The 25,305-nt window shown below is 60.2% G+C and carries 23 protein-coding genes; 9 read left to right on the forward strand and 14 right to left on the reverse strand.

Going from position 1 to position 25,305, the window contains the following annotated elements; translation table 11 throughout:
- Nucleotides 1-114: 114 nt before the first annotated feature.
- The 3 genes from gshA to J5M57_RS19355 all read right to left on the reverse strand — a co-directional run bounded on the left by gshA (nucleotide 115) and on the right by J5M57_RS19355 (nucleotide 4,619).
- On the reverse strand, nucleotides 115-1,698 hold the full coding sequence (gene gshA / locus J5M57_RS19345) for a glutamate--cysteine ligase (protein WP_207849388.1): 1,584 nt from the start codon (nucleotides 1,696-1,698) through the stop codon (nucleotides 115-117).
- A gap of 213 nt (nucleotides 1,699-1,911) precedes the next feature.
- A complete protein-coding gene (locus tag J5M57_RS19350; protein WP_064585482.1) occupies nucleotides 1,912-2,295 on the reverse strand; it encodes a PaaI family thioesterase in 384 nt (127 codons plus the stop codon).
- On the reverse strand, nucleotides 2,295-4,619 hold the full coding sequence (locus tag J5M57_RS19355; RefSeq protein ID WP_064585483.1) for a Tex family protein: 2,325 nt from the start codon (nucleotides 4,617-4,619) through the stop codon (nucleotides 2,295-2,297). Before J5M57_RS19355 ends, J5M57_RS19350 begins: the two co-directional genes overlap by 1 nt.
- Before the next feature lie 358 nt (nucleotides 4,620-4,977).
- Between J5M57_RS19355 and ompR the strand changes: the two genes are divergently transcribed.
- Both ompR and J5M57_RS19365 read left to right on the forward strand, forming a co-directional pair.
- On the forward strand, nucleotides 4,978-5,715 hold the full coding sequence (gene ompR, locus J5M57_RS19360) for a two-component system response regulator OmpR (protein ID WP_169842671.1): 738 nt from the start codon (nucleotides 4,978-4,980) through the stop codon (nucleotides 5,713-5,715).
- Nucleotides 5,716-5,829: 114 nt separating this feature from the next.
- Nucleotides 5,830-7,143 (forward strand): ATP-binding protein, encoded by a 1,314-nt coding sequence (locus J5M57_RS19365; RefSeq protein ID WP_027611205.1) that lies wholly within the window; start codon nucleotides 5,830-5,832, stop codon nucleotides 7,141-7,143.
- A gap of 86 nt (nucleotides 7,144-7,229) precedes the next feature.
- Here the strand turns inward: J5M57_RS19365 and rimK are convergent, their stop codons facing one another.
- Both rimK and J5M57_RS19375 read right to left on the reverse strand, forming a co-directional pair.
- Nucleotides 7,230-8,135 (reverse strand): 30S ribosomal protein S6--L-glutamate ligase, encoded by a 906-nt coding sequence (rimK, locus tag J5M57_RS19370; RefSeq protein WP_007949201.1) that lies wholly within the window; start codon nucleotides 8,133-8,135, stop codon nucleotides 7,230-7,232.
- Complete coding sequence (locus tag J5M57_RS19375; protein WP_169842757.1) at nucleotides 8,132-8,593, reverse strand: ATP-dependent zinc protease; 462 nt, start codon at nucleotides 8,591-8,593, stop codon at nucleotides 8,132-8,134. Before J5M57_RS19375 ends, rimK begins: the two co-directional genes overlap by 4 nt.
- 234 nt (nucleotides 8,594-8,827) lie before the next feature.
- On the opposite strand from J5M57_RS19375, the gene J5M57_RS19380 reads away from it, so the two are divergent.
- Nucleotides 8,828-9,235, forward strand: a complete 408-nt coding sequence (locus J5M57_RS19380) for a S4 domain-containing protein (protein ID WP_169842670.1) — start codon at nucleotides 8,828-8,830, stop codon at nucleotides 9,233-9,235.
- Between the two features lie 168 nt (nucleotides 9,236-9,403).
- On the opposite strand, the gene J5M57_RS19385 is transcribed toward J5M57_RS19380, so the two are convergent.
- Nucleotides 9,404-10,207, reverse strand: a complete 804-nt coding sequence (locus tag J5M57_RS19385) for a phosphatase PAP2 family protein (RefSeq protein WP_064585486.1) — start codon at nucleotides 10,205-10,207, stop codon at nucleotides 9,404-9,406.
- Between the two features lie 104 nt (nucleotides 10,208-10,311).
- Between J5M57_RS19385 and hslO the strand changes: the two genes are divergently transcribed.
- Nucleotides 10,312-11,214, forward strand: coding sequence for an Hsp33 family molecular chaperone HslO (hslO, locus tag J5M57_RS19390; protein ID WP_064585487.1), 903 nt, complete (start codon nucleotides 10,312-10,314; stop codon nucleotides 11,212-11,214).
- 181 nt (nucleotides 11,215-11,395) lie between these two features.
- Nucleotides 11,396-12,937 (forward strand): phosphoenolpyruvate carboxykinase, encoded by a 1,542-nt coding sequence (locus tag J5M57_RS19395; RefSeq protein ID WP_007964688.1) that lies wholly within the window; start codon nucleotides 11,396-11,398, stop codon nucleotides 12,935-12,937.
- 197 nt (nucleotides 12,938-13,134) lie between these two features.
- On the opposite strand, the gene J5M57_RS19400 is transcribed toward J5M57_RS19395, so the two are convergent.
- From J5M57_RS19400 to J5M57_RS19420, 5 genes are all read right to left on the reverse strand, one after another.
- Nucleotides 13,135-13,407: a type II toxin-antitoxin system RelE/ParE family toxin gene (locus tag J5M57_RS19400; protein ID WP_169842668.1), complete on the reverse strand. Its 273-nt coding sequence runs from the start codon at nucleotides 13,405-13,407 to the stop codon at nucleotides 13,135-13,137.
- Nucleotides 13,407-13,850: a hypothetical protein gene (locus tag J5M57_RS19405; RefSeq protein ID WP_064585488.1), complete on the reverse strand. Its 444-nt coding sequence runs from the start codon at nucleotides 13,848-13,850 to the stop codon at nucleotides 13,407-13,409. The genes J5M57_RS19400 and J5M57_RS19405 overlap by 1 nt, the downstream gene beginning before the upstream one ends.
- Before the next feature lie 156 nt (nucleotides 13,851-14,006).
- Nucleotides 14,007-14,306: a hypothetical protein gene (locus J5M57_RS19410; RefSeq protein WP_169842667.1), complete on the reverse strand. Its 300-nt coding sequence runs from the start codon at nucleotides 14,304-14,306 to the stop codon at nucleotides 14,007-14,009.
- A gap of 366 nt (nucleotides 14,307-14,672) precedes the next feature.
- Nucleotides 14,673-15,800 carry a hypothetical protein gene (locus tag J5M57_RS19415; RefSeq protein ID WP_169842666.1) on the reverse strand — a complete coding sequence of 376 codons (1,128 nt, stop codon included), beginning with the start codon at nucleotides 15,798-15,800 and terminating at the stop codon, nucleotides 14,673-14,675.
- 95 nt (nucleotides 15,801-15,895) lie between these two features.
- On the reverse strand, nucleotides 15,896-16,183 hold the full coding sequence (locus tag J5M57_RS19420; RefSeq protein WP_064585491.1) for a hypothetical protein: 288 nt from the start codon (nucleotides 16,181-16,183) through the stop codon (nucleotides 15,896-15,898).
- Between the two features lie 290 nt (nucleotides 16,184-16,473).
- Here J5M57_RS19420 and J5M57_RS19425 point away from each other — a divergent pair, with 290 nt between their 5' ends.
- From J5M57_RS19425 to J5M57_RS19440, 4 genes are all read left to right on the forward strand, one after another.
- Entirely contained in the window at nucleotides 16,474-16,977 is a 504-nt protein-coding gene (locus J5M57_RS19425) for a hypothetical protein (protein WP_064585492.1), read from the forward strand.
- 397 nt (nucleotides 16,978-17,374) lie between these two features.
- On the forward strand, nucleotides 17,375-19,309 hold the full coding sequence (locus J5M57_RS19430; protein ID WP_207849389.1) for an ATP-dependent DNA helicase RecQ: 1,935 nt from the start codon (nucleotides 17,375-17,377) through the stop codon (nucleotides 19,307-19,309).
- A gap of 123 nt (nucleotides 19,310-19,432) precedes the next feature.
- Nucleotides 19,433-20,659 carry a 3-hydroxyacyl-CoA dehydrogenase gene (locus J5M57_RS19435; protein WP_207849390.1) on the forward strand — a complete coding sequence of 409 codons (1,227 nt, stop codon included), beginning with the start codon at nucleotides 19,433-19,435 and terminating at the stop codon, nucleotides 20,657-20,659.
- Nucleotides 20,660-20,786: 127 nt separating this feature from the next.
- Nucleotides 20,787-21,218 carry a thioesterase family protein gene (locus tag J5M57_RS19440; protein ID WP_207849391.1) on the forward strand — a complete coding sequence of 144 codons (432 nt, stop codon included), beginning with the start codon at nucleotides 20,787-20,789 and terminating at the stop codon, nucleotides 21,216-21,218.
- A 64-nt stretch (nucleotides 21,219-21,282) separates the two neighbouring features.
- Here J5M57_RS19440 and J5M57_RS19445 read toward each other — a convergent pair whose 3' ends face one another.
- The 3 genes from J5M57_RS19445 to fdhD form a co-directional block, all read right to left on the reverse strand.
- Entirely contained in the window at nucleotides 21,283-21,762 is a 480-nt protein-coding gene (locus J5M57_RS19445; protein WP_027611218.1) for a glycine zipper domain-containing protein, read from the reverse strand.
- 279 nt (nucleotides 21,763-22,041) lie between these two features.
- Complete coding sequence (locus J5M57_RS19450; RefSeq protein ID WP_207849392.1) at nucleotides 22,042-24,390, reverse strand: FdhF/YdeP family oxidoreductase; 2,349 nt, start codon at nucleotides 24,388-24,390, stop codon at nucleotides 22,042-22,044.
- Complete coding sequence (gene fdhD, locus J5M57_RS19455; protein WP_083367315.1) at nucleotides 24,387-25,226, reverse strand: formate dehydrogenase accessory sulfurtransferase FdhD; 840 nt, start codon at nucleotides 25,224-25,226, stop codon at nucleotides 24,387-24,389. Before fdhD ends, J5M57_RS19450 begins: the two co-directional genes overlap by 4 nt.
- Nucleotides 25,227-25,305 lie beyond the last annotated feature (79 nt).

The raw sequence follows: 25,305 nt of genomic DNA on the forward strand, positions 1-25,305 counted from the left end.
CACGGTATGTCGGACATACCGCGTGTTCAGGATTTGGGGCTGCTTCGCAGCCCAGCGGGGATAAATCCCCTCGCCACAAGATTCTTTCCACACACAAGATTGTGTGCTTCCAGATCAGTTGCTGATCGCCAGAATGCTCGCCTGATACGACCCGACAAACACATCGAAATCGCCCACCTCGTTCTGCTCCAGCTCAGCCTGCGCCAGCAGCGACGCACGCGCCAGTTCTTCAAACTTGGCCTGATCATCCGCCGGCAAAGGTTCTCTGCGGAAGAACTCGGCATGCGCCTGGCTCTGACGCAGGGAGAACTGCGCGAAGCTTTCCTTGTGTTCGGCCATCGCGGCCAGCACCTGCGCCGAAGGCGTCAGGGACGGATCGCTGACCTTGGCCAACTGCGCGTCCAGCGCCTTGCTGTGCGCATCGCCGCCATGGCTCTGGTCCAGCAGCGCGGCGAGCGGGGCGATTTGTTCCAGCAGCTCTGCTGCCCATGCCTTCAATTCGACCGGCTGCCCATCACGCTGCAATTGCAGGCCCGGACGGCGACCTTCCTTGACCACGCTGAGGAAGTTCGAGGTGGCGTTGCCGCACGACGTATTGGTCAGCAGCGGGCTGTCGTTCAGCGCGCAGTACAGCAGGAACGCGTCGAGGAAGCGCGACTCGGTCAGGTCGATGCCCATCGGCAGGAACGGGTTGATGTCCAGGCAACGCACTTCGACATACTGGATGCCCCGGGCCATCAGCGCCTGGATTGGCCGCTCGCCGGTGTAGGTCACGCGTTTCGGGCGGATGTTGGAGTAGTACTCGTTTTCGATCTGCAGGATGTTGGTGTTGAGCTGCACCCACTCGCCATCCTGGTGCGTACCGACTTCAACGTATGGCGGGTACGGCGTGGCCACGGCTTTGCGCAGGCTGTCGGTGTAGCTCGCCAGATCGTTGTAGCACGGCGTCAGGCCGGCCTGGGCGTTGCTCTGGTAACCGAGGTCGCTCATGCGCAGGCTGGTGGCGTACGGCAGGTACAGGGTGTCCGGGTCCAGCTGTTCCAACTGGTGCGAACGGCCGCGCAGGAACCCTGCGTCCAGTGCTGGCGAGGCGCCGAACAGGTACATCAGCAGCCAGCTGTAGCGCCGGAAGTTACGGATCAGCGCGATGTAGGACGACGACTGGAAATCGCGGTCGGTGCCGACGAAACCCTCGGCTTCGCGCAGCAGCGGCCAGAGCTTTTCCGGCAGGGAAAAGTTGTAGTGAATCCCGGCGATGCACTGCATGGTCTTGCCGTAACGCAGGGCCAGGCCCTTGCGGTAGACGTACTTGAGCTGACCGATGTTGGAAGTGCCGTAATAGGCGATCGGGATGTCTTCCTCGGCCGGCAACGGGCACGGCATCGATGGACTCCACAGGTACTCGCTGCCGAGCTTGCTGTAGGCAAAGCGATGAATCTTGTCCAGGCTCGCCAGAGTGTCTGCCGGGTCGGGCAGGGCGGGCGTGATGAATTCCAGCAGCGACTCGGAATAGTCGGTGGTGATCTGTTCATTGGTCAGCGCGGAACCCAAGGCTTCCGGGTGCGGCGTTTGCGCCAGTCGACCTTCGCTGGTCACGCGCAGGCATTCACGTTCGATACCGTGGAGGCACTGTTCGAGCAGAGAGAGGTTGGCGCGCTCGCCGAGCAGAGCCAGGCGGCGGTTGAGAAGTTCGCTCAATTTGGATTCCTTCACGCGTCAGTCGCCCCAATATGGGGGTGGGCAGGACGGTCTACAAGGGTGAAGTTGAAACTGGCGTTTTCGCCTGGTTTTTGAGCCGTGACGGCCCGTGCCGATTGCCAACTTCACTCCTTGAATCTGGCTATTGCGCGTGCGGAAAAGTTCGACGCCGCAGACACAGCGCCGAAATTAACTCAAATTGATGACGACAAGCTACAGGACAGCGAACGTGCCTTGCGCTTTTGCGACCAGTTTGTCGCCCTGCATCACGTCGGCTTCGACCACCAGCGTGCGGCGGCCCGGGTGGATCACTCGAGCCGTACACAGCACCTCGCCGTCAGACACGGCGCGGATGTAGTTGATCTTGCACTCGATGGTCGCACTCTGCTGATCGAAGCCGTGGGTGCTGGAACAGGCCAGTCCCATGGCAATGTCGACCAGGCTGAACAGCGCGCCGCCGTGTAGCTTGCCGCCGCGATTGCGCAGTTCCGGCTCCAGCGCCAGGGCGACTTGCGCCACCCCGGTTTCCAGGCTGTGCAGGCGGCAGCCCAACAGCTTGAAAAACGCGCTCTCGACGAGCCCGGCCGGAATGTCCATCAGCGTTTCTTCAACTGCTTGGCGTTGGCGAACAGCGAGGCCATGGCGTTGTTCACCGGTGCCGCTGCAGGCGTTTCCTTGCGCGGCGCGTTGCCCGAAGACTGACGTGGCGCCGAGCCCGGACGCGAGCCGCGGGCACCGTCGATCTTCTCGCCCGGGGTGTCGCTCATGCGCATCGACAGGCCGACGCGTTTGCGCGGGATGTCGACTTCCATGACCTTCACTTTCACCACGTCACCGGCCTTTACCGCTTCGCGTGGGTCCTTGATGAACTTCTCCGACAGCGCCGAGATGTGCACCAGACCGTCCTGGTGCACGCCGATGTCGACGAACGCGCCGAACGCGGTCACGTTGGTGACGACGCCTTCGAGGATCATCCCCAGTTGCAGGTCTTTGAGGTCTTCGACGCCTTCCTGGAACTCGGCGGTCTTGAACTCCGGACGCGGGTCGCGGCCCGGTTTTTCCAGTTCTTGCAGGATGTCGGTGACGGTGGGCAGACCGAAGGTCTCGTCGGTGAATTTCTTCGGGTCCAGACGCTTGAGGAACGCGGCATCGCCGATCAGCGAGCGAATGTCGCGGTCGGTTTCAGCAGCAATGCGTTGCACCAGCGGATAGGCTTCCGGGTGAACCGCCGAGGAATCCAGCGGGTTGTCGCCGTTCATCACGCGCAGGAAGCCGGCTGCCTGTTCGAAGGTTTTTTCGCCCAGACGCGCGACTTTCTTCAGCGCTGCACGGGTCTTGAACGCGCCGTGTTCGTCACGGTGCGTCACGATGTTCTGCGCCAGGGTCGCATTGAGGCCGGAAATCCGCGCCAGCAGTGCCACCGAGGCAGTGTTCACATCGACACCGACGGCGTTCACGCAGTCTTCGACCACCGCATCCAGACCGCGCGCCAGTTTCAGCTGCGACACGTCATGCTGGTACTGGCCGACACCGATGGATTTCGGATCGATCTTCACCAGCTCGGCCAGTGGGTCCTGCAAGCGACGGGCAATCGATACCGCGCCACGGATCGACACGTCCAGATCCGGGAATTCCTTGGCCGCCAGTTCCGACGCCGAATACACCGATGCGCCGGCTTCCGAAACCATGACCTTGGTCATCTTCATCGCTGGATATTTTTTGATCAGCTCGATGGCCAGTTTGTCGGTTTCACGGCTGGCGGTGCCGTTGCCGATGGCGATCAGGTCAACCGAATGCTTGGCGCACAGGGCGGCCAGGATGGCGATGGTCTGATCCCACTTGTTGTGCGGCACGTGCGGGTAAACCGTGGCGTGATCGAGCAGTTTGCCGGTGGAGTCGACCACCGCGACCTTGCAGCCGGTGCGCAGGCCCGGGTCGAGGCCCAGGGTGGCGCGCGGGCCGGCCGGCGCGGCCAGCAGCAGGTCGTGCAGGTTGTGGGCGAAGACGTTGATCGCCTCGGTTTCGGCGCCGTCGCGCAGTTCGCCGAGCAGGTCGGTTTCCAGGTGGGTATAGAGCTTGACCTTCCAGGTCCAGCGCACCACTTCACCGAGCCATTTGTCGGCCGGGCGGTTCTGGTTCTGGATGCCGAATTGCTGGCCGATCATGCCCTCGCACGGGTGCATGGTGCCCGGCAGCTCGTCGCCGACTTTCAGCGCGGAGCTGAGGATGCCTTCGTTGCGGCCACGGAAAATCGCCAGTGCACGGTGCGACGGCATGCTTTTCAGCGGTTCGTCGTGTTCGAAGTAGTCGCGGAACTTGGCGCCTTCTTCTTCCTTGCCGGCAATCACCCGGGCGCTGAGGATCGCTTCCTGCTTGAGGAAGTTGCGCAGCTTTTCCAGCAGGCTGGCGTCTTCGGCGAAGCGTTCCATCAGGATGTACTTGGCGCCTTCGAGCGCCGCCTTCACATCGGCCACGCCTTTTTCCGCGTCGACGAAACGTGCGGCTTCGGCTTCCGGGGTCAGGTTCGGGTCGTTGAACAGGCCGTCGGCCAGCTCGCCGAGGCCGGCTTCCAGGGCAATCTGGCCCTTGGTGCGGCGCTTCTGCTTGTACGGCAGGTACAAGTCTTCGAGGCGGGTCTTGGTGTCGGCAAGCTTGATGTCGCGCTCGAGGGCCGGGGTGAGTTTGCCTTGTTCCTGGATGCTGGCGAGGATGCTGATGCGCCGTTCGTCGAGTTCTCGCAGGTAGCGCAGACGCTCTTCCAGATGACGCAGCTGGGTGTCATCGAGGCTGCCGGTGACTTCTTTCCGGTAACGGGCGATGAAGGGAACGGTAGAGCCTTCATCGAGTAGCGCGACGGCCGCTTCGACCTGTTGCGGGCGTACGCCGAGTTCCTCGGCGATGCGGCTGTTGATGCTGTCCATAAAACCACCTGACATAGTGTGAAAGCAGGCTCGCAGGCACGGAAATAAAGGCCCGGAGTCTGGTTGAGCGGCTAGAAAATTGCCGCTGCCTGGGTCAAAAGGCTCCCCATTGACCGGTGAAATCGAACAATTACTGCGCAGGTCCGGAAAAAATCGCGGCCACCTGCGGTAACGATTCAGACGTTGCCTGGCACAAAACGCCGCGCATTATAACCAGCGTTCTGTCATTCGGGGGCGTTGCAGTCTGTAGGCATAAACCCCGGTTTTCTGGCAGTGAAGGAAAAATCTGCTAACAATGCACACGGTGCGTATAACGGCAGCTACGCCATAATGCGCGCCGAGCTAAAAGGAGCATCCAATGAGCAGCACTGTAAATAATGCTGAAGGCGAAAAAATTCTTATTGTTGACGACGATCCGGGTCTGAGCAGCCTGCTGGAACGTTTTTTCGTCAGCAAGGGCTACCGCGCCCGCACCGTACCGAACACCGAGCAGATGGATCGTCTGCTATCGCGTGAAGTGTTCAATCTGGTCGTCCTCGACCTGATGCTGCCGGGCGAAGACGGCCTGACCGCGTGCCGTCGTCTGCGGGCCGCGAACAATCAGATTCCGATCATCATGCTCACCGCCAAGGGCGATGAGATGAGCCGCATCAAAGGCCTGGAGCTCGGCGCTGATGACTACCTGGCCAAGCCGTTCAACCCGGACGAGCTGATGGCCCGGGTCAAGGCGGTGCTGCGTCGTCAGGCCGCGCCGGTGCCGGGCGCGCCGGGCAGCGAGGATGAAAATGTCACTTTTGGTGATTACGTCTTGTCGCTGGCGACCCGCGAACTGAAACGCGGCGACGAAGTGCACATGCTCACCACCGGTGAGTTTGCGGTGCTCAAGGCCCTGGTGATGAACGCGCGTCAGCCGCTGACCCGCGACAAACTGATGAACCTGGCCCGTGGCCGTGAGTGGGATGCCTTGGAGCGTTCCATCGACGTGCAGATTTCCCGTCTGCGCCGGATGATCGAGCCCGATCCGTCGAAACCGCGTTACATCCAGACGGTCTGGGGCGTGGGCTACGTGTTCGTACCGGACGGCGCTGCCAAGTGATCGGCGATTTGTAGGAGCGGGTCTGCTGGGTGCTGGTCGAATGGCCATGCCCGCAGACTCGCAATCCGCAATATGCGAGCATGGCTCGCTCCTGCAAGTGTGTAACGGTTATCGATGAAAACCCCCGTCTGGTTCCCCCAAAGTTTTTTCTCCCGCACCCTGTGGCTGGTGCTCATTGTCGTGCTGTTTTCCAAGGCGCTGACCCTGGTTTATCTGTTGATGAACGAGGACGTGCTGGTGGATCGCCAATACAGCCACGGCGTCGCCCTGACGCTGCGCGCCTATTGGGCTGCCGACGAAGAAAACCGCGCGAAGATCGCCGATGCCGCGACCCTGATCCGGGTGGTCGGTGCCGGTGTGCCGGAAGGCGAACAGCACTGGCCGTACAGTGAAATCTATCAGCGGCAGATGCAGGCGGAGCTGGGTGCCGATACCGAAGTGCGCTTGCGCATGCACTCGCCTCCGGCGCTCTGGGTGCGTGCGCCGAGCCTCGGTGATGGCTGGCTGAAAGTACCGCTGTACCCGCATCCACTGCGCGGCCAGAAAATCTGGAACGTACTCGGCTGGTTCCTCGCCATCGGCTTGCTGTCCACCGCGTCCGCCTGGATTTTCGTCAGTCAGCTCAACCAGCCCTTGAAGCGTCTGGTGTATGCCGCGCGGCAACTCGGCCAGGGGCGCAGCGTGCGCCTGCCGATCAGCGACACACCGAGCGAGATGACCGAGGTGTATCGCGCCTTCAACCAGATGGCCGAAGACGTCGAACAGGCCGGTCGCGAGCGCGAGCTGATGCTGGCGGGGGTGTCCCATGACTTGCGTACGCCGTTGACCCGCTTGCGCCTGTCGCTGGAGCTGATGGGCGATCGCAACGACCTGACCGACGACATGGTCCGCGACATTGAAGACATGGACGCGATTCTCGACCAGTTCCTCGCCTTCATTCGTGACGGACGCGACGAGTCGGTGGAAGAAGTGGACCTGAGCGATCTGGTGCGTGAGGTGGCCGCGCCGTACAACCAGAGCGAAGAAAAAGTGCGCTTGCGCCTGGAGCCGATCCAGCCGTTCCCGTTGCGCCGGGTGTCGATGAAGCGTCTGCTCAATAACCTGATCGGCAACGCCTTGAACCATGCCGGCAGCGGTGTCGAGGTCGCGGCCTATGTGTCCGGTGACACCAGCGCACCGTATGTGGTGCTGAGCGTGATGGACCGTGGCGCGGGGATCGATCCGTCGGAGCTGGAGGCGATTTTCAATCCGTTCACCCGTGGTGACCGTGCCCGGGGCGGCAAGGGCACCGGGTTGGGCCTGGCGATCGTGAAGCGGATTGCTTCGATGCATGGCGGCAATGTCGAGCTGCGCAATCGGTCTGGGGGAGGGCTGGAGGCGCGAGTGAGGTTGCCGTTGGGGTTGATGCTGCCGCGGGACGCGGTTTAAAGGAAAAAAAAGATCGCAGCCTTCGGCAGCTCCTACATGAGATTGCGTACTCTGTAGGAGCTGCCGAAGGCTGCGATTTTTTGCTTTTAACCTTTGCCCTTGGTGCGAGTCATGTTCGGCCCGCCATTCTTCTCAAGGTGCTCGATGATGATCCCCGCCACGTTCTTCCCTGTGGTGGTCTCGATGCCCTCCAGCCCCGGTGACGAGTTCACTTCCATCACCAGCGGCCCGTGATTGGAACGCAGGATATCCACACCCGCTACGGCCAGGCCCATGACCTTGGCTGCACGCAAGGCAGTCATGCGTTCTTCCGGGGTGATCTTGATCAGGCTGGCGCTGCCGCCGCGGTGCAGGTTGGAGCGGAATTCCCCCGGTTTGGCCTGACGTTTCATCGCCGCGATCACCTTGTCGCCGACCACGAAGCAGCGAATATCGGCACCGCCGGCCTCCTTGATGTATTCCTGGACCATGATGTTCTGCTTGAGGCCCATGAACGCTTCGATCACCGACTCTGCCGCGGTCGCGGTTTCGCACAGCACCACGCCGATACCCTGGGTGCCTTCCAGTACCTTGATCACCAGCGGCGCGCCGTTGACCATGTCGATCAGGTCGGGAATGTCATCCGGCGAGTGGGCGAACCCGGTCACCGGCAGCCCGATGCCGCGACGCGACAGCAGTTGCAGCGAACGCAATTTGTCCCGCGAACGGGCAATGGCCACCGATTCGTTGAGCGGGAACACCCCCATCATTTCAAACTGGCGCAACACCGCGCAGCCGTAGAACGTCACCGATGCGCCGATCCGCGGGATCACCGCATCGAAGCCTTCCAGCGGTTTGCCGCGGTAGTGGATCTGCGGCTTGTGGCTGGCGATGTTCATGTAGGCGCGCAAGGTGTCGATCACGACCATTTCATGCCCGCGTTCGGTGCCGGCTTCGACCAGACGACGGGTGGAATACAGACGCGGATTCCGCGACAGCACAGCGATCTTCATGCAACACCTGTGGAGGAGGTAGATACCGGGAACACCGGCTTGTCTTGTACATATTTGACGCCTGGATTGACCACCAGGTGGCCGTCGATCAAGGCTTTGGAACCGAGCAACAGGCGATAGCGCATGGACTTGCGGCAGGCGAGGGTGAACTCGATCGGCCAGACCCGATCACCCAGGGCCAGCGTCGTGCTGATCACGTAGCGTTCCTGGGTATGACCGTTGGAGCTTTTAATGGTTTTACGCGTGACCAGCGGCGCTTCACAGCGCCGATGACGCAACTGCACCACCGTGCCCAGGTGCGCGGTGAAGCGCACCCACTTCTCGCCGTCGCGTTCGAACGGCTCGATGTCGGTGGCGTGCAGGCTGGAGGTGCTGGCGCCGGTGTCGATTTTCGCGCGCAAGCCGGCGACTCCCAGATCCGGGAGCGCCACCCACTCGCGCAGACCGACAACGGTCAAATGGTCAAATGTCTTCAAAGGTACTCAACCGGCAGAAACCGCTCGGGCCGCGTACGGCCGAATTCGCGGTATTCACGCAGAATAATGGTTAAAAGGCGACAGATATCTACGGCCCGGATCGCCGACGCCTCAAGCAGGTGTCGGCTGGTGCGCATTGTAATCCGGGACGGCGTAATTCATGACACGACAGAAACGGTAGTACAGTTCATCAATATTTCAGAATGAGGAAATTCCATGGCACAAAAAAGCGAAGAGGACGACAAGGTCCGTCTCGATAAATGGCTGTGGGCGGCGCGGTTTTATAAAACCCGGGCCTTGGCCAAAGCTGCCATCGAGAGTGGCAAGGTGCATTGTCGGGGGGAGCGCTGCAAGCCTGGCAAAGAGCCACGCATTGGCGACGAATTCGAGATTCGCACCGGGTTTGAAGTGCGCACGGTGAAGGTTGAAGCCTTGTCGATCGTACGGCGCGGCGCACCCGAGGCGCAGGCGCTGTATACCGAGACCGAGGCCAGTGTAGCCAAGCGTGAAGCGGCTGCGGCGATGCGCAAGGCCGGCGCGTTGGGCGTGAGCACCGACGGCAAACCGAGCAAGAAGCAGCGGCGAGATCTGTTCAAGTTTCGTGGCAGCAGCAACAGCGATTGACTGGCACGGCAAACCATTGTGGCGAGGGAGCTTGCTCCCGCTGGCGGCCGAAGGACGCCCTATCCAGTCGATCATGTATTTCAAAGTACAACCGAGTCGACTGGTTCAGTGACTGCTACGCAGCCAAGCGGAAGCAAGCTCCCTCGCCACAGGTATTGCACATAACCGTCAGTTTGCGGCAGACACCACACTCATCCGCGACACCACCGGCAACTTGCCCAGCAACGCGAAGATCGGGGCGGTCACCTTCAGCCAGAAATTCGCCGCGTGACAGGCAAACGGTGTGTAGTAACCCCAGCCCAACGCCCACACCGCCAGCAGCATGCCGCCGATGTAGTCGTCCTGGCCCCAATGCGCACCGGCCACCAGGCGCGGCAGCATGAACAGCAGCGCCAGCCCCCAGATGATCAGAAACTGACCGAGCGTGCGGCTGAACACACCCATGAACAACGCCCAGATCAGCAGCACCGAAGCGTGGTCACCGGGGAAGCTCTGGCTCGAGCGATCTTTCAGCTCCCAGGCTTTTTCCAGATGCGGGAAGTAGTCACTCAGGTGCACCGCGCCTTCCAGTACCATCGATGGACTGCTGTGCTGCCAATCCATGTAGTCGGCGAATTTGGAAAACAGTGCGCGAATCACAACCATCAGCAGCAGAATCGAGAGAAAACCGAAGAAGGCGCGACGCACGTCAATCGCCTTGAACACCCAGTCACCCTTGATCAGCAGCGTCAGCAGGATCAGCCCGACGAGGATGTCGAACGGACGCAGACTTGCAATTGCCCAGATGTGGAGCCATATGGGGTTGCTGGCTAGCGGTGCATTGAGTGAGCGGAACAGCCACTCGTCGAAAATCACACACAGCATCTGGCCCGTAGGCCATAACCAGAAAGCCAGTAGCGCCAACGGCACTACGTTGCACAGAACCAGCCGGCCGAGGTTCCACCTAGATTGGAACAAACCCGGATTGTTCATAAAATGCCTCCCGTGGCTGAACGTTTCGCACCAAACGGGTGCGGAGAAGCGCGGGATTTTCATCTTTTGTAACCATTTTGTCATCAATTCAGATACCCAGACCTATGACTGATCTCCCGGATACCGACTACACCCAACGCTTCATCTTCGATGACAGCGACACTCGCGGCGAACTGGTGGCGCTGGAACGCAGCTACGCCGAAGTTCTCGCCAAGCACCCGTACCCGGAGCCGGTCGCGCAGTTGCTGGGCGAACTGATGGCGGCTGCCTCGTTGCTGGTGGGCACCCTGAAATTCGACGGTTTGCTGATTTTGCAGGCCCGCTCCGAAGGCCCGATTCCGCTGCTGATGATCGAATGCTCCAGCGAACGGGAGATCCGTGGTCTGGCGCGTTACAACGCCGAGCAGATCGCCGCCGATGCCACCCTTGCCGACCTGATGCCGGGCGGTGACCTGACCCTGACGGTCGATCCGACGATCGGCCAGCGTTACCAAGGCATCGTCGACCTGGACGGTGAAACCCTGTCGGAATGCTTCACCAATTATTTCGTCATGTCGCAACAGGTCGGCACCCGCTTCAAGCTGTTCGCCGACGGCCGTCGTGCCCGTGGCATGCTGCTGCAACAGTTGCCGGCCGACCGTCTGAAGGACGAAGAAGAGCGCGCCGCCAGCTGGCAGCACATCACTGCGCTGGCCAGCACCCTGACCGCCGATGAACTGCTCAGCCTGGACAACGAAACCGTGCTGCATCGCCTTTATCACGAAGAGCAGGTGCGTTTGTTCGACGTGCAGAACCTGCGCTTCCGTTGCAGCTGCTCGCGCGAACGCTCGGGCAATGCGCTGGTCAGCCTGGGTCTGGAAGATGCGCAGGCACTGGTGGTCGAACGCGGTGGCGAAGTCGAGATCGATTGCCAGTTCTGCAACCAGCGTTATCTGTTCGATGCGGCCGATATTGCTCAATTGTTCGCTGGCGCAGGCGTCGACACGCCGTCAGATACCCGGCACTAAAACGGTTCAGCGCAGGTAAATTCACTGCGTAACGACGGAATTTCGCCGTTACGACGGGAGGACCCTACTCTTTTTGGGCTTTTCTGGCATAATCCGGCCCACTTTTTTCGCGGTAGTAGTGCACGACTTTCTACTACAAAACGTTTGGAGCACACTCGGCCACTGGCCGACGGGGAACCTCATGACGCAAGCCAATAACGCCGTGTACACCGATCTGAGTGTTGATGATCTGGTTAAAGAAGCCCTGCAACGCGGTGAGGGCGAGCTTGCCGATACCGGCGCTCTGGTAGTCCGCACCGGTCATCGCACCGGCCGTTCGCCAGTCGATCGTTTCATCGTTGAAGAGCCTTCCACCCAGGCCGCTATCGCCTGGGGCCCGATCAACCGCAAGTTCCCGGCCGACAAGTTCGACGCGCTGTGGGCTCGTGTCGAGGCGTTCAACAACGCGCAAGAGCACTTTGTTTCCCATGTGCATGTAGGTGCGGCTGAAGATCACTACCTGGCCGTGAAAATGACCACCCAGACTGCCTGGCAGAACCTGTTCGGTCGTTGCCTGTTCATCAACCCGGCCCAGTACAACCCGGCCGGTCGTGAAGAGTGGCAAGTGCTCAACGTGGCCAACTTCGAGTGCGTGCCTGAGCGTGACGGCACCAACTCCGACGGTTGCGTGATCATCAACTTCGCGCAGAAGAAAGTGCTGATTGCCGGCATGCGTTACGCCGGTGAAATGAAGAAAGCCATGTTCTCCGTGCAGAACTTCCTGCTGCCGGCCGCTGACGTGCTGCCAATGCACTGCGCTGCCAACATCGGCGAAGAAGGCGACGTGACCCTGTTCTTCGGTCTGTCGGGCACCGGCAAAACCACCCTGTCGGCCGACGAGAGCCGTTACCTGATCGGTGACGACGAACACGGCTGGGGCGAAGGCGTTGTCTTCAACATCGAAGGCGGCTGCTATGCCAAGTGCATCGACCTGTCCGAGAAGAACGAGCCGGTCATCTGGAAAGCCATCAAGCACGGCGCCGTGCTGGAAAACGTCGTCATCGACGACGCCAAGCACGCCGACTACGCCGATGTCAGCCTGACCCAGAACAGCCGCGCGGCCTACCCGCTGGAGCACGTTGCCAAGCGTTCCGAGAAGAACCTGGGCGGCGAGCCAAACGCTGTGATCTTCCTGACCTGCGACCTGACCGGCGTGCTGCCGCCAGTGTCGATCCTCAACGAAGAACAAGCGGCCTACCACTTCCTGTCCGGCTACACCGCTTTGGTGGGCTCGACTGAAATGGGTTCGGGCAGCGGCATCAAGTCGACCTTCTCCACCTGCTTCGGCGCACCGTTCTTCCCGCGTCCGGCTGGCGAATACGCAGAACTGCTGATCAAGCGCATCCGCGGTTTCGGCTCCAAGGTCTACCTGGTCAACACCGGCTGGACCGGCGGTGGCTACGGCGTCGGCAAACGCTTCAACATCCCGACCACCCGTGCAGTGATCGCAGCGATCCAGAGCGGCGCGCTGATCGGTGCCGCCACCGAGCACTTGGACACCATCAACCTCGACGTGCCACTGGCCGTACCGGGCGTTGAAACCAACCTGCTCAACCCTCGCAACACCTGGGCTGACAAGGCTGCGTACGACGAGGCTGCCAAGGCCCTGGCCGGTCTGTTCATCGAGAACTTCAAGAAGTTCGAAGTGAGCGACGCGATCAAGGCGGCGGGTCCGAAGTTGTAAGATTGGTTTGTGGTGAATGAAAAAGCCGCCTCCAGGGGCGGCTTTTTTGTGGGTGTTTTTCTTGCTATGTGCCCCGCGAGGACTTTCGCCTTATCAACGCAGACAGTGAGTGAGTATTCATTGGGAAGTTCTTGGGTTTGTCTTCACTTGAGTCATTGATCTACTGAGCGCCCCATTTACTCAACTGTCTGAGGTGATCAGGGCCATTGTTGCCTGGCATGCATCACTCTCAATACTTCCACACATTCATCTTTGATCGTGTAAACGATGACGTAACTGGGGGTTGCGACGATTTCCCGTGTTCCTTCAACTCTGCCCTTTCTGTACAGCGTTGGACGCTGTCGTGCGAGCTCCCCTTTTGATTCAAATATCTCATCGAGGTCAGCCGCTGCGTCAGGGTTGTCCTGACTAATACGATCCATAATCCGCTCTCGGTCAACATGCGTCTGCGGACGCCAAATCAACTTCATTAGCGCACTCGTTTACGCAGGGCATCACGCTTGGCGGCAAATATTCGACGGCTTTCTTCATCGCTAATACTAGGTCTTGGATCGTCAATGCTGATCTGTACCTGTCGCTTGAACCATTCGTCATATGCGGCTGCTTCATGTGCTTGTTTCATTGCTTCGGCGCGATCAGGACGAGCGTATGTTTTCATTTGCGACGGGTCATAGTTGGAAGCGTCAACATCGAACTGGTTGATACCCATTTCTCTCAAATAGGTCACCAGTGTTTCAAGCCGTTTGAACAGGCGCACTTGGCCACTCCGTTGCGCGGCTAGCGTATGTTCTTCATTTCCATGCTGAATTTTAATCGCCCAACCACCAGGCTTGGCGACGATACTTGTGCTGCTTACAGAGCCGTTTTCAATCAGGCGACTGAGAGTGCTGTGATCAATGGTTTCAGTGGTCATGGACGCAAGCTCTTGGATGAACAGTGGCGTCCATCGTACGCAATCAATAGTAGTTTGCAAAATTCAACTCCTGGCAGTAGACACCGAGTGTCCAAGATTATGTTCGTTGGTGAGGCAGGCGATTCTTGTCGGCAACACACCTGCCTGTGATTGCTTTCAGGCCGGTGCTTTCCAGCCGAGCATCTGCTGCTGCGCGACCTGCAGCAGGTCACAGCCATCCTGCGTCAGCAGGTACAGGGCGTGGGTGATGTGGGGAATGTCTTCGACGTCGGCTTGTTTGAAGCTGAGGCAGTAGAGGGTTTTGAGCAGGTCGCTGGAGGCGCGCAGGCGCTGGACGGCGCATTCGAGGATGTCTTGGGGATCGGCCTCTGTGTCGATGATCAGGGGCTTGGTGTCGGTGAGGTTGGATTCGAGTGAGCGGTAGCGATCAGGGGTGAGTTGATTCCATGTTTTCATTTGTTGATCCTCAATTGCTTCAAGTGAAGCCACCACATCGTGACCAAGCGACAGGAGGCGACTGTGTTCGGGTTGGTCAACCGGTGAGGATCGTGCATACCCGGCACACCCGAAGGCGTCCCAAACACAGCCACCATAAAACTGCAGGCAATTGAGTGCCGGCAGCATACAGCGGACGCGTACGCACGATCCATTCAGGTGACCAAGCCCGAGCCGCTGATTTGGCAGCGGCAGTCACGACTATAGGTGTGGGCTAACGGGTGGCGATAGGCGACAAGGTGTCTGTACGCGTAGGAACGGGACGAACTTGTGATAGGTAAATACCGTAGGATTTTTCGCGCTTTCGCCGATCACCACCCACCTTCCTCAACGAATAGGCCGATACGCCGCCAGATCCAGCACGCTGGTGGTCAACCCGGTATTCGGTGCATAGATCGCGCCCTTCACCGACGAGAACGGCACCCCTTTGCTGCCCAGCGATACATAGCGCTCGCCTTGGTCCAGTTCGGTGAACCAGGTGTAGGAGCACTTTTCCATGGCCTTGTATTTCGCCGCGTCCTTGACCATCGCGTCGCCGAAGGTTTTCAGGGTGGCGTCGCTCAGGTTCAGGGTTTTGGTCAGTGGGGTGCCCCAGCGCGTGAGGCAGGTTTCCGCGAAGTGGCGGACGAACTGGCCGGGTTCGGCGAGTACTTTCGGGCCGGCGTTGCCGTCAGCGGCAGCGTTGCCGACCAGGGTGGCGTGGCGGCCGGGGATCGGGAAAATGTGGGTTCGCGTGCCGGTGGCGGTTTGCGGAATGACGCAACTGAAGCCTTTCGAGCGTTCATCGCGAGCGTAGAAGCCGACATACTCTTTGACGTTGGCATTGAGTTTGACGCGATGATCCTGGAAGTTGCCGATGCCGGGTACCGGGTCAATGGCGAAGATATTTACCGGAATGTTCTTCAGAGCGCTGTCGTTGAACATGGCATTGGCCAACATGTGGCAACTGATACCGCCACGGCTCCACCCGACCAGATTAACTTTAGTTGGAATAATGCCGTCTTTGCGGAACGTTTTAATGATCTGTTCCTGCAACTTCTGCTGGGTCACGCTGCGTTCGCCATAGTTGTAGTTACGCCAGAACCAGGAACCTTCGGCTTTTACATCTTCAATGGGAATGCCGGCCGCTTTCAGGCGGTTGTATTCCGCTTCGGTCAGTTGCTTGCGTTGCCAGTCGCACTTGCCTTTGATGATGTTCATCGCGTGCAGCACGTTTTCCTCCCAGCCTTTGCCGAACAGCGTACCGCTGAGGCCGTAGTCGGCAGACTTGGTGAACAGCTCATCGGCCTGCAGGTTACTGGTGCCGGGGCCGTCGACGACAATCCATTCGGCGAACTCGCGGCCAGCGTGGTGCGAGGCGAGGGTGGACACCAGTTCGCCGTTCCAATAGTTGATGTTGGTTGTATCGAACTTGGTGGAACCCGTGCCGCAAAAGAAAATAGTCAGTGTAGTCATGATGTTGCTCTTGATTGATGTAAGAGCAAATAGGCTAGTTTTTAATATTATTTATTTGAAGTGATTAGTTGTTGCGTTGTTTGTGTGTGCGACGACTAAAGATGATTTGCCAGTTGAAGTTTTGCCACTTCCAGAAGTTCGCAGCCGTCTTGCGTCAATAAATACAGCGCATTGACGATGTTGGGGATGTCTTTGACATCGGCCTGTTTGAAACACAAACAGTAAAGAGTCTCCAGCAAGTCGCTGGCGGCACGCAGGCGTTGGTGCGCAGCGTCGAGCAGATCGCCATGGCTGGCCTGGGTATCGATGGTCAGCACCGGGTGATCGCTGTGGGTGCTTTTGAGGGGGTGATAACGATTGGCCAGCGGGTTGTGCGTGTTCATGTCGAGACGTGTCCTGTACGAAGTCGCTCCAGTGGTTTCAGCCGCGCTGGTCACTATAGAAGTGCGTGGCAAGTGGTCACAAGACCGCCGTGATGGACAGAGTTCGTAGGGGTTTTTCCGAGACTCGGGCATTTGCCCTACAAGGTTTTGCAGGTTTTTCGAGGTGAAACCCTTAGCGCAGATATTTCCCACGTTATTCGCAGGCGTTTCTTGGGAAACCTCTGTATGGTGCGCGCCAGAATCTGTAGGGCGTTTCCAAACGTCCGATACGCGCTTAAAGGGAATTGAGTATGCAGTGGCTACGAATGGCCTCGATTTTATTGCTGTGGGCCAGTGGTTGCCGTTTGGCCGTGGCGTCTGACGCCGGCAACGGCTGGATGTTTGTCGATCTGCAACGGACCGGCTGGCCCGATACGCTTTCCAGCCAGGCGAGCATCGATACCGCGTCACGCGCCGAAGTGTTGATGTTCGCGAAAGCCCTATTGGCGAGTGAAGCGCTGGATGAGGGCGGACTGCAGCGGCAGCTGGGTGTGCCGCATGTGCAGCTCAAGTCAGTCCGGCAAGTGCGCGAAGGGCTGTGGGATCGTTTGCTGGGCATCTATCGCAACGCCAGTCAGGACTGTGGCGAACAGCTGTTTTGTCCGCGAGTGCGCAGTGTGGCCGATCTGCGCCAACTGGCGGCGGCTTTCACCGGCGACATCAGCCCGGCCCATGCACAGTGGGCAAGCAAGAGTCAGGGTGTGCATGAGCAGGAGCTGAATGAACAACTTCGGGTGGCCGTGCTGCGTCCGTAGCCCGGCGTTGCGGCGAAACTTAAGTGGCGACCCCCTGATCTGCCGTGGCGCACATGGCGAGGGGCGGGAGATCATCGGGTACTTGCATGCATCCGCCCAGCAACAGCGACGCGAGGGTGAGGGTCAGGAGCAGTTTCAGTCGATTGGGCATTGTCATTCCTTGAGTTGATCCACGGGCGTCGGCCGTCCTGGCACGACACTCGTTACGTGGATGCGGCGCACGTTACCGTTGTTGCCGCCAGGCCTGCGAGAGGCAAATTGTTTCCTTTGTTTGATCCGGTGGCATCCGCCCCAGCGCTGTATCATCCCGTATCGAATTGACCCCCGACCTTTTCTCGACGCGCTGCGATCGCCCGCTAGGCTGTTGGCATCACAGCGGTCAACGGAGTGACAGCGCATGCACAACACCCTGGAACAGGTTTTCGGTTATCCACAGTTTCGACCCGGACAGGAGGCGGCGATCAGCGCCGTACTGGCCGGGCGCTCGGCGGCCGCGATTTTCCCCACCGGTTCCGGCAAGTCGCTGTGTTACCAGGTGCCGGCGCTGTTGTTGCCACATCTGACCCTGGTGGTCTCGCCGCTGTTGGCGTTGATGCAGGATCAACTGGCGTTCCTCAAACGTCATGGCATCAGTGCCGGCAGCATCGATTCGGCGCAAAGCCGCGATGATGCCAACGATGTGATGGCCCGCGCCCGTTCGGGTGAATTGAAGATTCTGATGATCTCGGTGGAGCGCTTGAAGAACGAGCGCTTTCGCAACTTCTTGCAGCAGGTGCCGATCTCGCTGCTGGTGGTCGACGAGGCGCACTGCATCTCGGAGTGGGGCCACAACTTCCGCCCCGACTACCTGAAACTGCCGGACTACCAGCGCCAGTTCAACATTCCGCAAACTCTGCTGCTGACGGCCACGGCCACACCGAAAGTGATTGCCGACATGCAGGCCAAATTCGCCATTGCCGAGGCGGATGTGGTGACCACCGGTTTCTACCGGCCCAACCTCAATCTGCTGGTCGAGCCGGTACGCGGTCAGGACAAACGACGGCGGCTGGTGGAGTGGATGAGTGAGCGTCCGGGCCAGCCCAGCATCGTCTACGTGACGCTGCAGAAAACCGCCGAACACATCGCCGAGCATCTGGGACGAAACGGGATTCAGGCCGAGGCCTATCACGCCGGTTTGCCCAACGATCAGCGTGAGGCGATCCAGAAGCGCTTCATGGCCGGGCAATCCAATTGCATCGTTGCGACGATTGCCTTCGGCATGGGTATCGACAAGAGCGACATCCGCAACGTGGTGCATTTCGATCTACCCAAATCCATCGAAAACTACAGTCAGGAAATCGGTCGTGCCGGACGCGACGGGCAGCCCTCGGACTGCTTGGTGCTGGCCAATCGCGACAGCCTCAACGTGCTGGAAAACTTCGTCTACGGCGACACCCCTGAGCGCGAGGGGATTCGGTGTGTGCTGGAGGAAATGCAGGCTGCCGCGCCCGAAGGGCAGTGGGAGTTTCTGCTCGGGCCGCTGGCCGATCAGAGCAACATTCGCGCGCTGCCGCTGAAGACGCTGCTGGTGCAATTGGAGCTGCGTGGCTTGATCGCGCCGCGCTATGCGTATTACGCGGAGTACCGTTTCAAATACTTGCTCGAACCGGAAGCGTTGCTTGAGCGTTTCGAAGGTGAGCGCAGGGATTTTGTCGCGGCCATTGTCCAGACCTCGAGCCGTGCACGCACCTGGGCCACGGTGAATTTCGAAGCGATGTACACGCAGTATTCGGCTGAGCGCAATCGGGTGGTGAAGGCGCTGGATTACTTTCAGGAGAAGGGCTGGGTCGAGCTTGAGAGCAAGCAGATGACCGAGGTCTACAACGTGCTGCACAGCGATTTCGACAGCGCTGTGTTGAGCGCTGAGTTGCACGAGTACTTCACCCGGCATGAGCAGACTGAAATCGCCCGGATCCACGCGATGCTCGAGCTGTTCGCCACTGAGCGCTGCCTGGGTTATCGCCTCGCCGAGTATTTCGGCGACCACAATGCGCCAGAGCGATGCGGGCACTGTTCGGTGTGTCATGGGGATGTAGCGCACCTGCCGCCACCGCCGGAATTGCCCGCGCTTGTGGATAAGAATTTCGCGGCGCTGTGCGGTGATTTTATCCACAGGCACGAACAGCACACCGGCCGCGTGCCGACGGCAGAGCGCCTGACGCGGTTTCTGTGCGGGATCAGCGTGCCGCTGTTCACCAGGCTCAAGGCGCGGACGATTTCCGGGTATGCGGCGCTGGAGGAGTATCCATACGCGGAGGTCCGCAGCTGGGCTGACAATCATTTGCCCGGATGAACGCTTGACCCTGAAGAGCTGCATCCATCCGCTGAATGTCGCTCATCACGGTAATAAACTTCAAAAACGCCCGGTGCCTGACTATGGTGAAGGCTGTCTTCGGATCATCAACAAGAGAACAACATGAGCCAGACATCCTTCGATATTCAGCAAGCCGCCGTGATCGGCGCGGGCACCATGGGCCGTGGCATTGTCATGTGCCTGGCCAATGCCGGCATCACCGTGCAGTGGGTCGATAACAATCCACAGATGCTCGAACAAGCATTGGGGACGGTGGCCGACACTTATGCACACAACGTGCGCCAGGGTCGGATCGATCAGGGCGAAGCGGAGGCGCGTATTGCCCGAATCAGCGCGGCGGCGGATTACCCGGCGATCCGTAATGTCGATCTGGTGATCGAGGCGGTGTACGAAAACCTCGAGCTCAAGCAGAAAATCTTTCGCGAACTGGATGGCCTGCTAAAACCTGAAGCGTTGTTGGCGAGCAACACGTCGGCGCTGGATATCGACGCGATTGCCGCGGCGACACGACGTCCGTCGCAGGTGCTCGGCCTGCATTTCTTCAGCCCGGCGCACATCATGAAATTGCTGGAAATCGTCCGCGGTGCGCAGACTTCTCCGGCAGTACTGGAGGCCGCGCTGACCTTGGGCAAGCGCATGGGCAAGGTCAGTGTGGTGTCGGGCAACTGCCACGGTTTTATCGGCAATCGCATGCTGCATCCGTATGTACTGGAGGCGCGCAAGATGCTGCTGGAAGGCGCTTATCCACAGCAGGTGGACGCGGCGCTGCAAGGGTTCGGCTTCGCCATGGGGCCGTTCCGCATGTACGACGTGGTGGGTATCGATCTGGAATGGCGCGCGCGTGAACTGGCCGGCAAGGGCCAGGAGGCGCCGGAGGTTCAGGTGGATAACCGCTTGTGCGAGATGGGCCGCTTCGGGCAGAAGTCCGGCAACGGTTATTACCACTATGAGCCGGGCAGTCGACAGGCCGAGCATGATCCCGAGGTCGATGCATTGGTGTTGCGGGTCAGTGAAGAGCTGGGTTTCCAGCGCCGCGAGATCGGCCCGGAAGAGATTCTGGAGCGCTGCCTGCTGGCGCTGGTCAACGAGGGCGCAAAGATTCTTCAGGAAGGCATTGCCGGGTCGGCCCATGACATCGATCTGGTGTATTTGAACGGCTATGGCTTTCCAGCCGACAAGGGCGGGCCGATGGCCTGGGCGGATCAACAAGGGCTGGCGGACATTCATCAGCGCTTGCTGGCATTGCAGACGCGTCAAGGCGATCAGTGGCAGCCGGCGCGGTTGGTGGGTGAGCTGGCGGCGCAGGGCAAGGGGTTTGCTGAGCGCTGAGCGCTGTCTTGCACGGGAAACCGCTGCCACCGGGATGTGCATTGCACTGTGGCGGCGAGCCTGCTCGCGATGGGGCCGCCCCGGTTTTGGCTTTAGACTGCTGACAAAACTTCATGGATCAATGCTGATGTCCAACCCGATGCCCCAACGCACCGACTACCCGCACTTCCAGCCCATCACCACGCGCTGGCACGACAACGACGCCTACGGGCATGTGAACAACGTCACCTATTACAGCTTCTTCGACACGGCAGTGAACACTTACCTGATCCAGGTCGGCGGGCTGGATATTCATGACGGCGAGGTGGTGGGGTTTGTGGTCAGTTCGGCCTGTGACTACTTTGCCTCGATCGCCTTTCCGGACCTGATCGAGATCGGTCTGCGGGTCGGCAAACTGGGCAACAGTTCAGTGCAATACGAACTGGCGGTGTTCAAGGTCGGTGAAAGCGAGGCGTGTGCAGCGGGGAGGTTTGTGCATGTGTTCGTGGATCGGGCGAGCAATCAACCGGTGTCGATTCCAGGCCGATTGCGTGAGGCCCTGGAGCGCCTGGTGGTCTGAATCAGGACAAAAAAAATCGCAGCCCTTGGGCTGCGATTTTTGTTTTCCCGCTTAACGCAACGCATCAGTCGCGATAGTAGCGGTGATGCTTGCGGTGGCCATAAGCGTGGCCACGGCCAGGGTGACGGTCGCGGTAGTAGCGGCGGTCGTCACGACCGCGATCGTAATGACGACCCTCGTCATTGCTCTGGTTACCCATGTAGTTGCCCAGCGCGCCACCGGCGCCGCCACCTGCTGCGGCGCCGATCAGGCTGCCGGTGGTGCCGCCCATGCTGCGGCCGACCACGTTACCGCCGGCTGCGCCCAGCGCACCGCCAATGGCGGCTTCGCCACGGCTGTGTTTGTTGGCGCCAACCGCACTACCACCCGCGCCGCCCAGGGCCGCGCCAATGGTTGAACCTGTGCTGCCGCCTAAAGACTGACCGACGACCGAGCCAAGAACCCCGCCCAATGCGCCGCCCACACCTGCTTCGGTGGTGCCTCCGGCAGAAGCGAAGCCACTGACCAGGCCAAGGGACAACAAGAGAATCGAGGAGAACTTCATAGAGGAGCCTCAAAGGGATGACGGCGCCGATCCTGAGGCTGTGTAACAAGGCTGACAATCGAAATCCGACGAATAACACGACTTGTATACAATTGTGCAAGTTACTGTTTTGTATGCGGAACTTAAGCGATTTTCGCCGGTCTTTAGCTACTTCGGACAGGCCGCTTTTGTGAAAAAGCGGCCTTTTTTGTGGGTGTCAGAAAAGCAAAAAGATCGCAGCCTGCGGCAGCTCCTACACCAATCTCTGTAGGAGCTGCCGCAGGCTGCGATCTTTTGATCTTAGGCCGACTTGGCCATGATCAACCCGGTCTCACTCGCCGCCTCCAGGCGGATCGCAATGAATTTGGATGTCGGCGTATGGCTGCCATCCCCGGTGCTCTCCAGCGGCACCAGCGGGTTCACTTCCGGGTAATAAGCCGCGGCCTGACCCGCCGGAATATCAAACGCCAGCAAGGTAAACCCCTTCACCCGACGCTCACGGCCATCGTCCCACAGCGACACGATGTCGGCCTTCTGCCCCGGACGGAAGCCCAGGCGAATGATGTCGGCTTCGTTGACGAACAGCACGTCGCGCTGGCCTTTGACCCCGCGATAACGGTCGTCGAGGCCATAGATCGTGGTGTTGTACTGATCGTGGGAGCGCATCGATTGCAGGATCAGGTCCGGCAGTTGCCCGGTGGCGCGGGTGCGTTCGTGTACCAGATCCTGGGGCAGCAGGTTGGCGCGGAAATTGGCCCGGCCGGACGGCGTGTTCCACTTGCGTGCACCGGCACTGTTGCCAAGGTAGAAACCGCCCGGGTTCTTGATTTTCTCATTGAAGTCTTTGAAGTTCGGGATGGTGTCGGCGATCAGGTCACGGATGCGCCCGTAATCGGCCACCAGCCAGTTCCAGTCCACCGGTTTGCTGCCCAGCGTGGCGGCGGCGATGCCGGCGATGATTGCCGGTTCCGAGCGCATCTGGTTCGACAGCGGCTGCAACTGGCCGTTGGAGGCGTGGACCATGCTGAACGAGTCTTCGACGGTGACCGCTTGCGGGCCTTCGGTCTGGATGTCGATGTCGGTACGGCCCAGGCACGGCAGGATCAAAGCGTCTTTACCGTGGGCCAGGTGGCTGCGGTTGAGCTTGGTGCTGATCTGCACCGTGAGGTCGCAATTGCTCAGCGCCGCGAAGGTGCGCGGGCTGTCCGGCGTGGCCTGGGCGAAGTTGCCGCCCAGACCGATGAAGACCTTGGCGCGACCTTCGGCCATGGCGTGAATCGCCTCGACCACGTTGTGACCGTTTTCACGCGGCACCTTGAACTGGAAGCGTCGCTCCAGCGAGTCGAGGAACGCTACCGGTGGCCGCTCATTGATGCCCATGGTGCGGTCGCCCTGCACGTTGCTGTGGCCGCGCACCGGGCACAGACCGGCACCGGGCTTACCGATGTTGCCGCGCAGCAGCATCAGGTTGGCGATTTCCTGGATGGTCGGCACCGAGTGGCGATGCTGGGTGATTCCCATTGCCCAGCACATGATCACGTTTTTGCCTTTGGCGTACATGCGCGCGGCTTGTTCGATCTCGACCAGGGTCAGGCCGGATTGCGCGACGATCTGCTCCCACGGCGTGTCATCGACCACGCCCAGATACTCCAGCACGTTGGTGCTGTGGGCATTGAGGAAGTCGTGATCGAACACCGCCGGGGTGCCGGCCTTCTGCGCGTCGCGTTCCCACTGCAGGAGGAACTTGGCCATGCCGCGCAGCAACGCCATGTCGCCGCCCAGTGCTGGGCGGAAGTACGCGGTGTTGGTCGGCTTGTCGCCGTTGGTGAGCATTTCCAGCGGATGTTGCGGATGCTGGAAGCGTTCCAGACCGCGCTCTTTCAGTGGGTTGATGCACACCACTTGCGCGCCGCGCTTCACCGCTTCGCGCAGCGGCTCGAGCATCCGCGGATGGTTGGTGCCAGGGTTCTGGCCCCAGACGAAAATCGCATCCGCGTGTTCGAAGTCGTCGAAAGTCACGGTGCCTTTGCCGACGCCAACGCTCTGCGCCAGAGCCACACCGCTGGCCTCGTGGCACATGTTCGAGCAGTCGGGGAAGTTGTTGGTGCCGTAGGCCCGCACGAACAGCTGATACAGATACGCCGCTTCGTTGCTGGCCCGGCCCGAAGTGTAGAACTCGGCCTGATCCGGGCTCGACAGCGCTTGCAGGTGCTTGCCGATCAGGGCGAAGGCGTCGTCCCAGGCGATCGGCTTGTAGCGGTCGGTCTGCGCGTCGTAGACCATTGGCTCGGTCAGACGGCCTTGATATTCAAGCCAGTAGTCGCTCTGCTCCAGCAGCGAGGTCACGCTGTGCTTGGCGAAGAACTTGCCATCCACCCGGCGCTTGGTCGCCTCCCAGTTCACCGCTTTGGCGCCGTTCTCACAGAACTTGACCATGCCGCTTTCCGGCGAATCGCCCCAGGCGCAACCCGGGCAGTCGAAACCGCCGTTCTGGTTGGTCTTGAGCATCATGCGCAGGTTTTTCAGCGCGTTGTCGCTGGTCAACCAGGCCTGGGCCACGCTGATCAGGGCTCCCCAACCACCGGCAGGGCCTTTGTAGGGCTTGTAGCGGGGAACAGGTTTCTGGTCGGCTTGATGATGTTGGCTCACGCTTGATTCTCCATCGCTGGGCTGTAGACCCGCGGCGCATTCTTCTGCGGCAGGTGGATGAGATTGAGGTTATGTCGACGGGCCCATTGCACGGCAAGGCCTGTGGGTGCGGACAGGCTGACGAGGGTCTGGATGCCGGCGCGCAACACTTTCTGGATCAATTCGAGACTGCAACGGCTGGTGACAATCGCCAGCCCGCCGTCTGTGGATATCTTCTGGCGGATCAGGCCGCCGATCAGCTTGTCGAGAGCGTTGTGCCGGCCGATGTCTTCGCGGCCCAGCAGCAGTTCACCGCTGGCGTTCATGAACACCGCCGCGTGGACCGCGCCGCAGTGCTGGCCGAGCGGCTGGAACGCGCCGATGCGCTGGCGCAGGCCATCGAGCCATGCAGCGGGCGGCAGCGGTGCGCCGGGCAATACGTTGAGGTCGGGCAAGGCCTGTTCTACCGCTTCGACGCCGCACAACCCGCAGCCACTGGTGCCGGCCAGTTGCCGACGTTGTTGCTTGAGGTTCCAGAAGGCGCGGTTGGCGATGGTCACTTGCGCGTATTGCGCCGAGCCGGCACCGCTCAGTTGCAGGTCATAAATGTCGCTGGCGTCCTCGATGATGCCGCTGCCGAGGCTGAAACCGACGATGAAGTCTTCCAGGTCGGTCGGGGTCACCAGCATCACGGCCTGGCTGATGCCGTTGTAGGCAATCGCCAACGCGACTTCCTCGGCGAGCGCGGTGCTGGCCGATTCCACGAGGGGCAGATCACTGTAGCTGTAAGTCTGGCTGGCGGCGGGCGCGGGCGTTTCGAGTGCAGGCGCCGCGCAGGCTGTGCGCTTGGCGTTCATGGCATCACCGACGGATTGATCAACGTTAAGACTAGGCGCGGCAACTTGTCGCGTCTAATCGCTACTATCGATCTATTGA

Source organism: Pseudomonas sp. 86_A (assembly GCF_017491705.1).
GTDB lineage: Bacteria > Pseudomonadota > Gammaproteobacteria > Pseudomonadales > Pseudomonadaceae > Aquipseudomonas > Aquipseudomonas koreensis.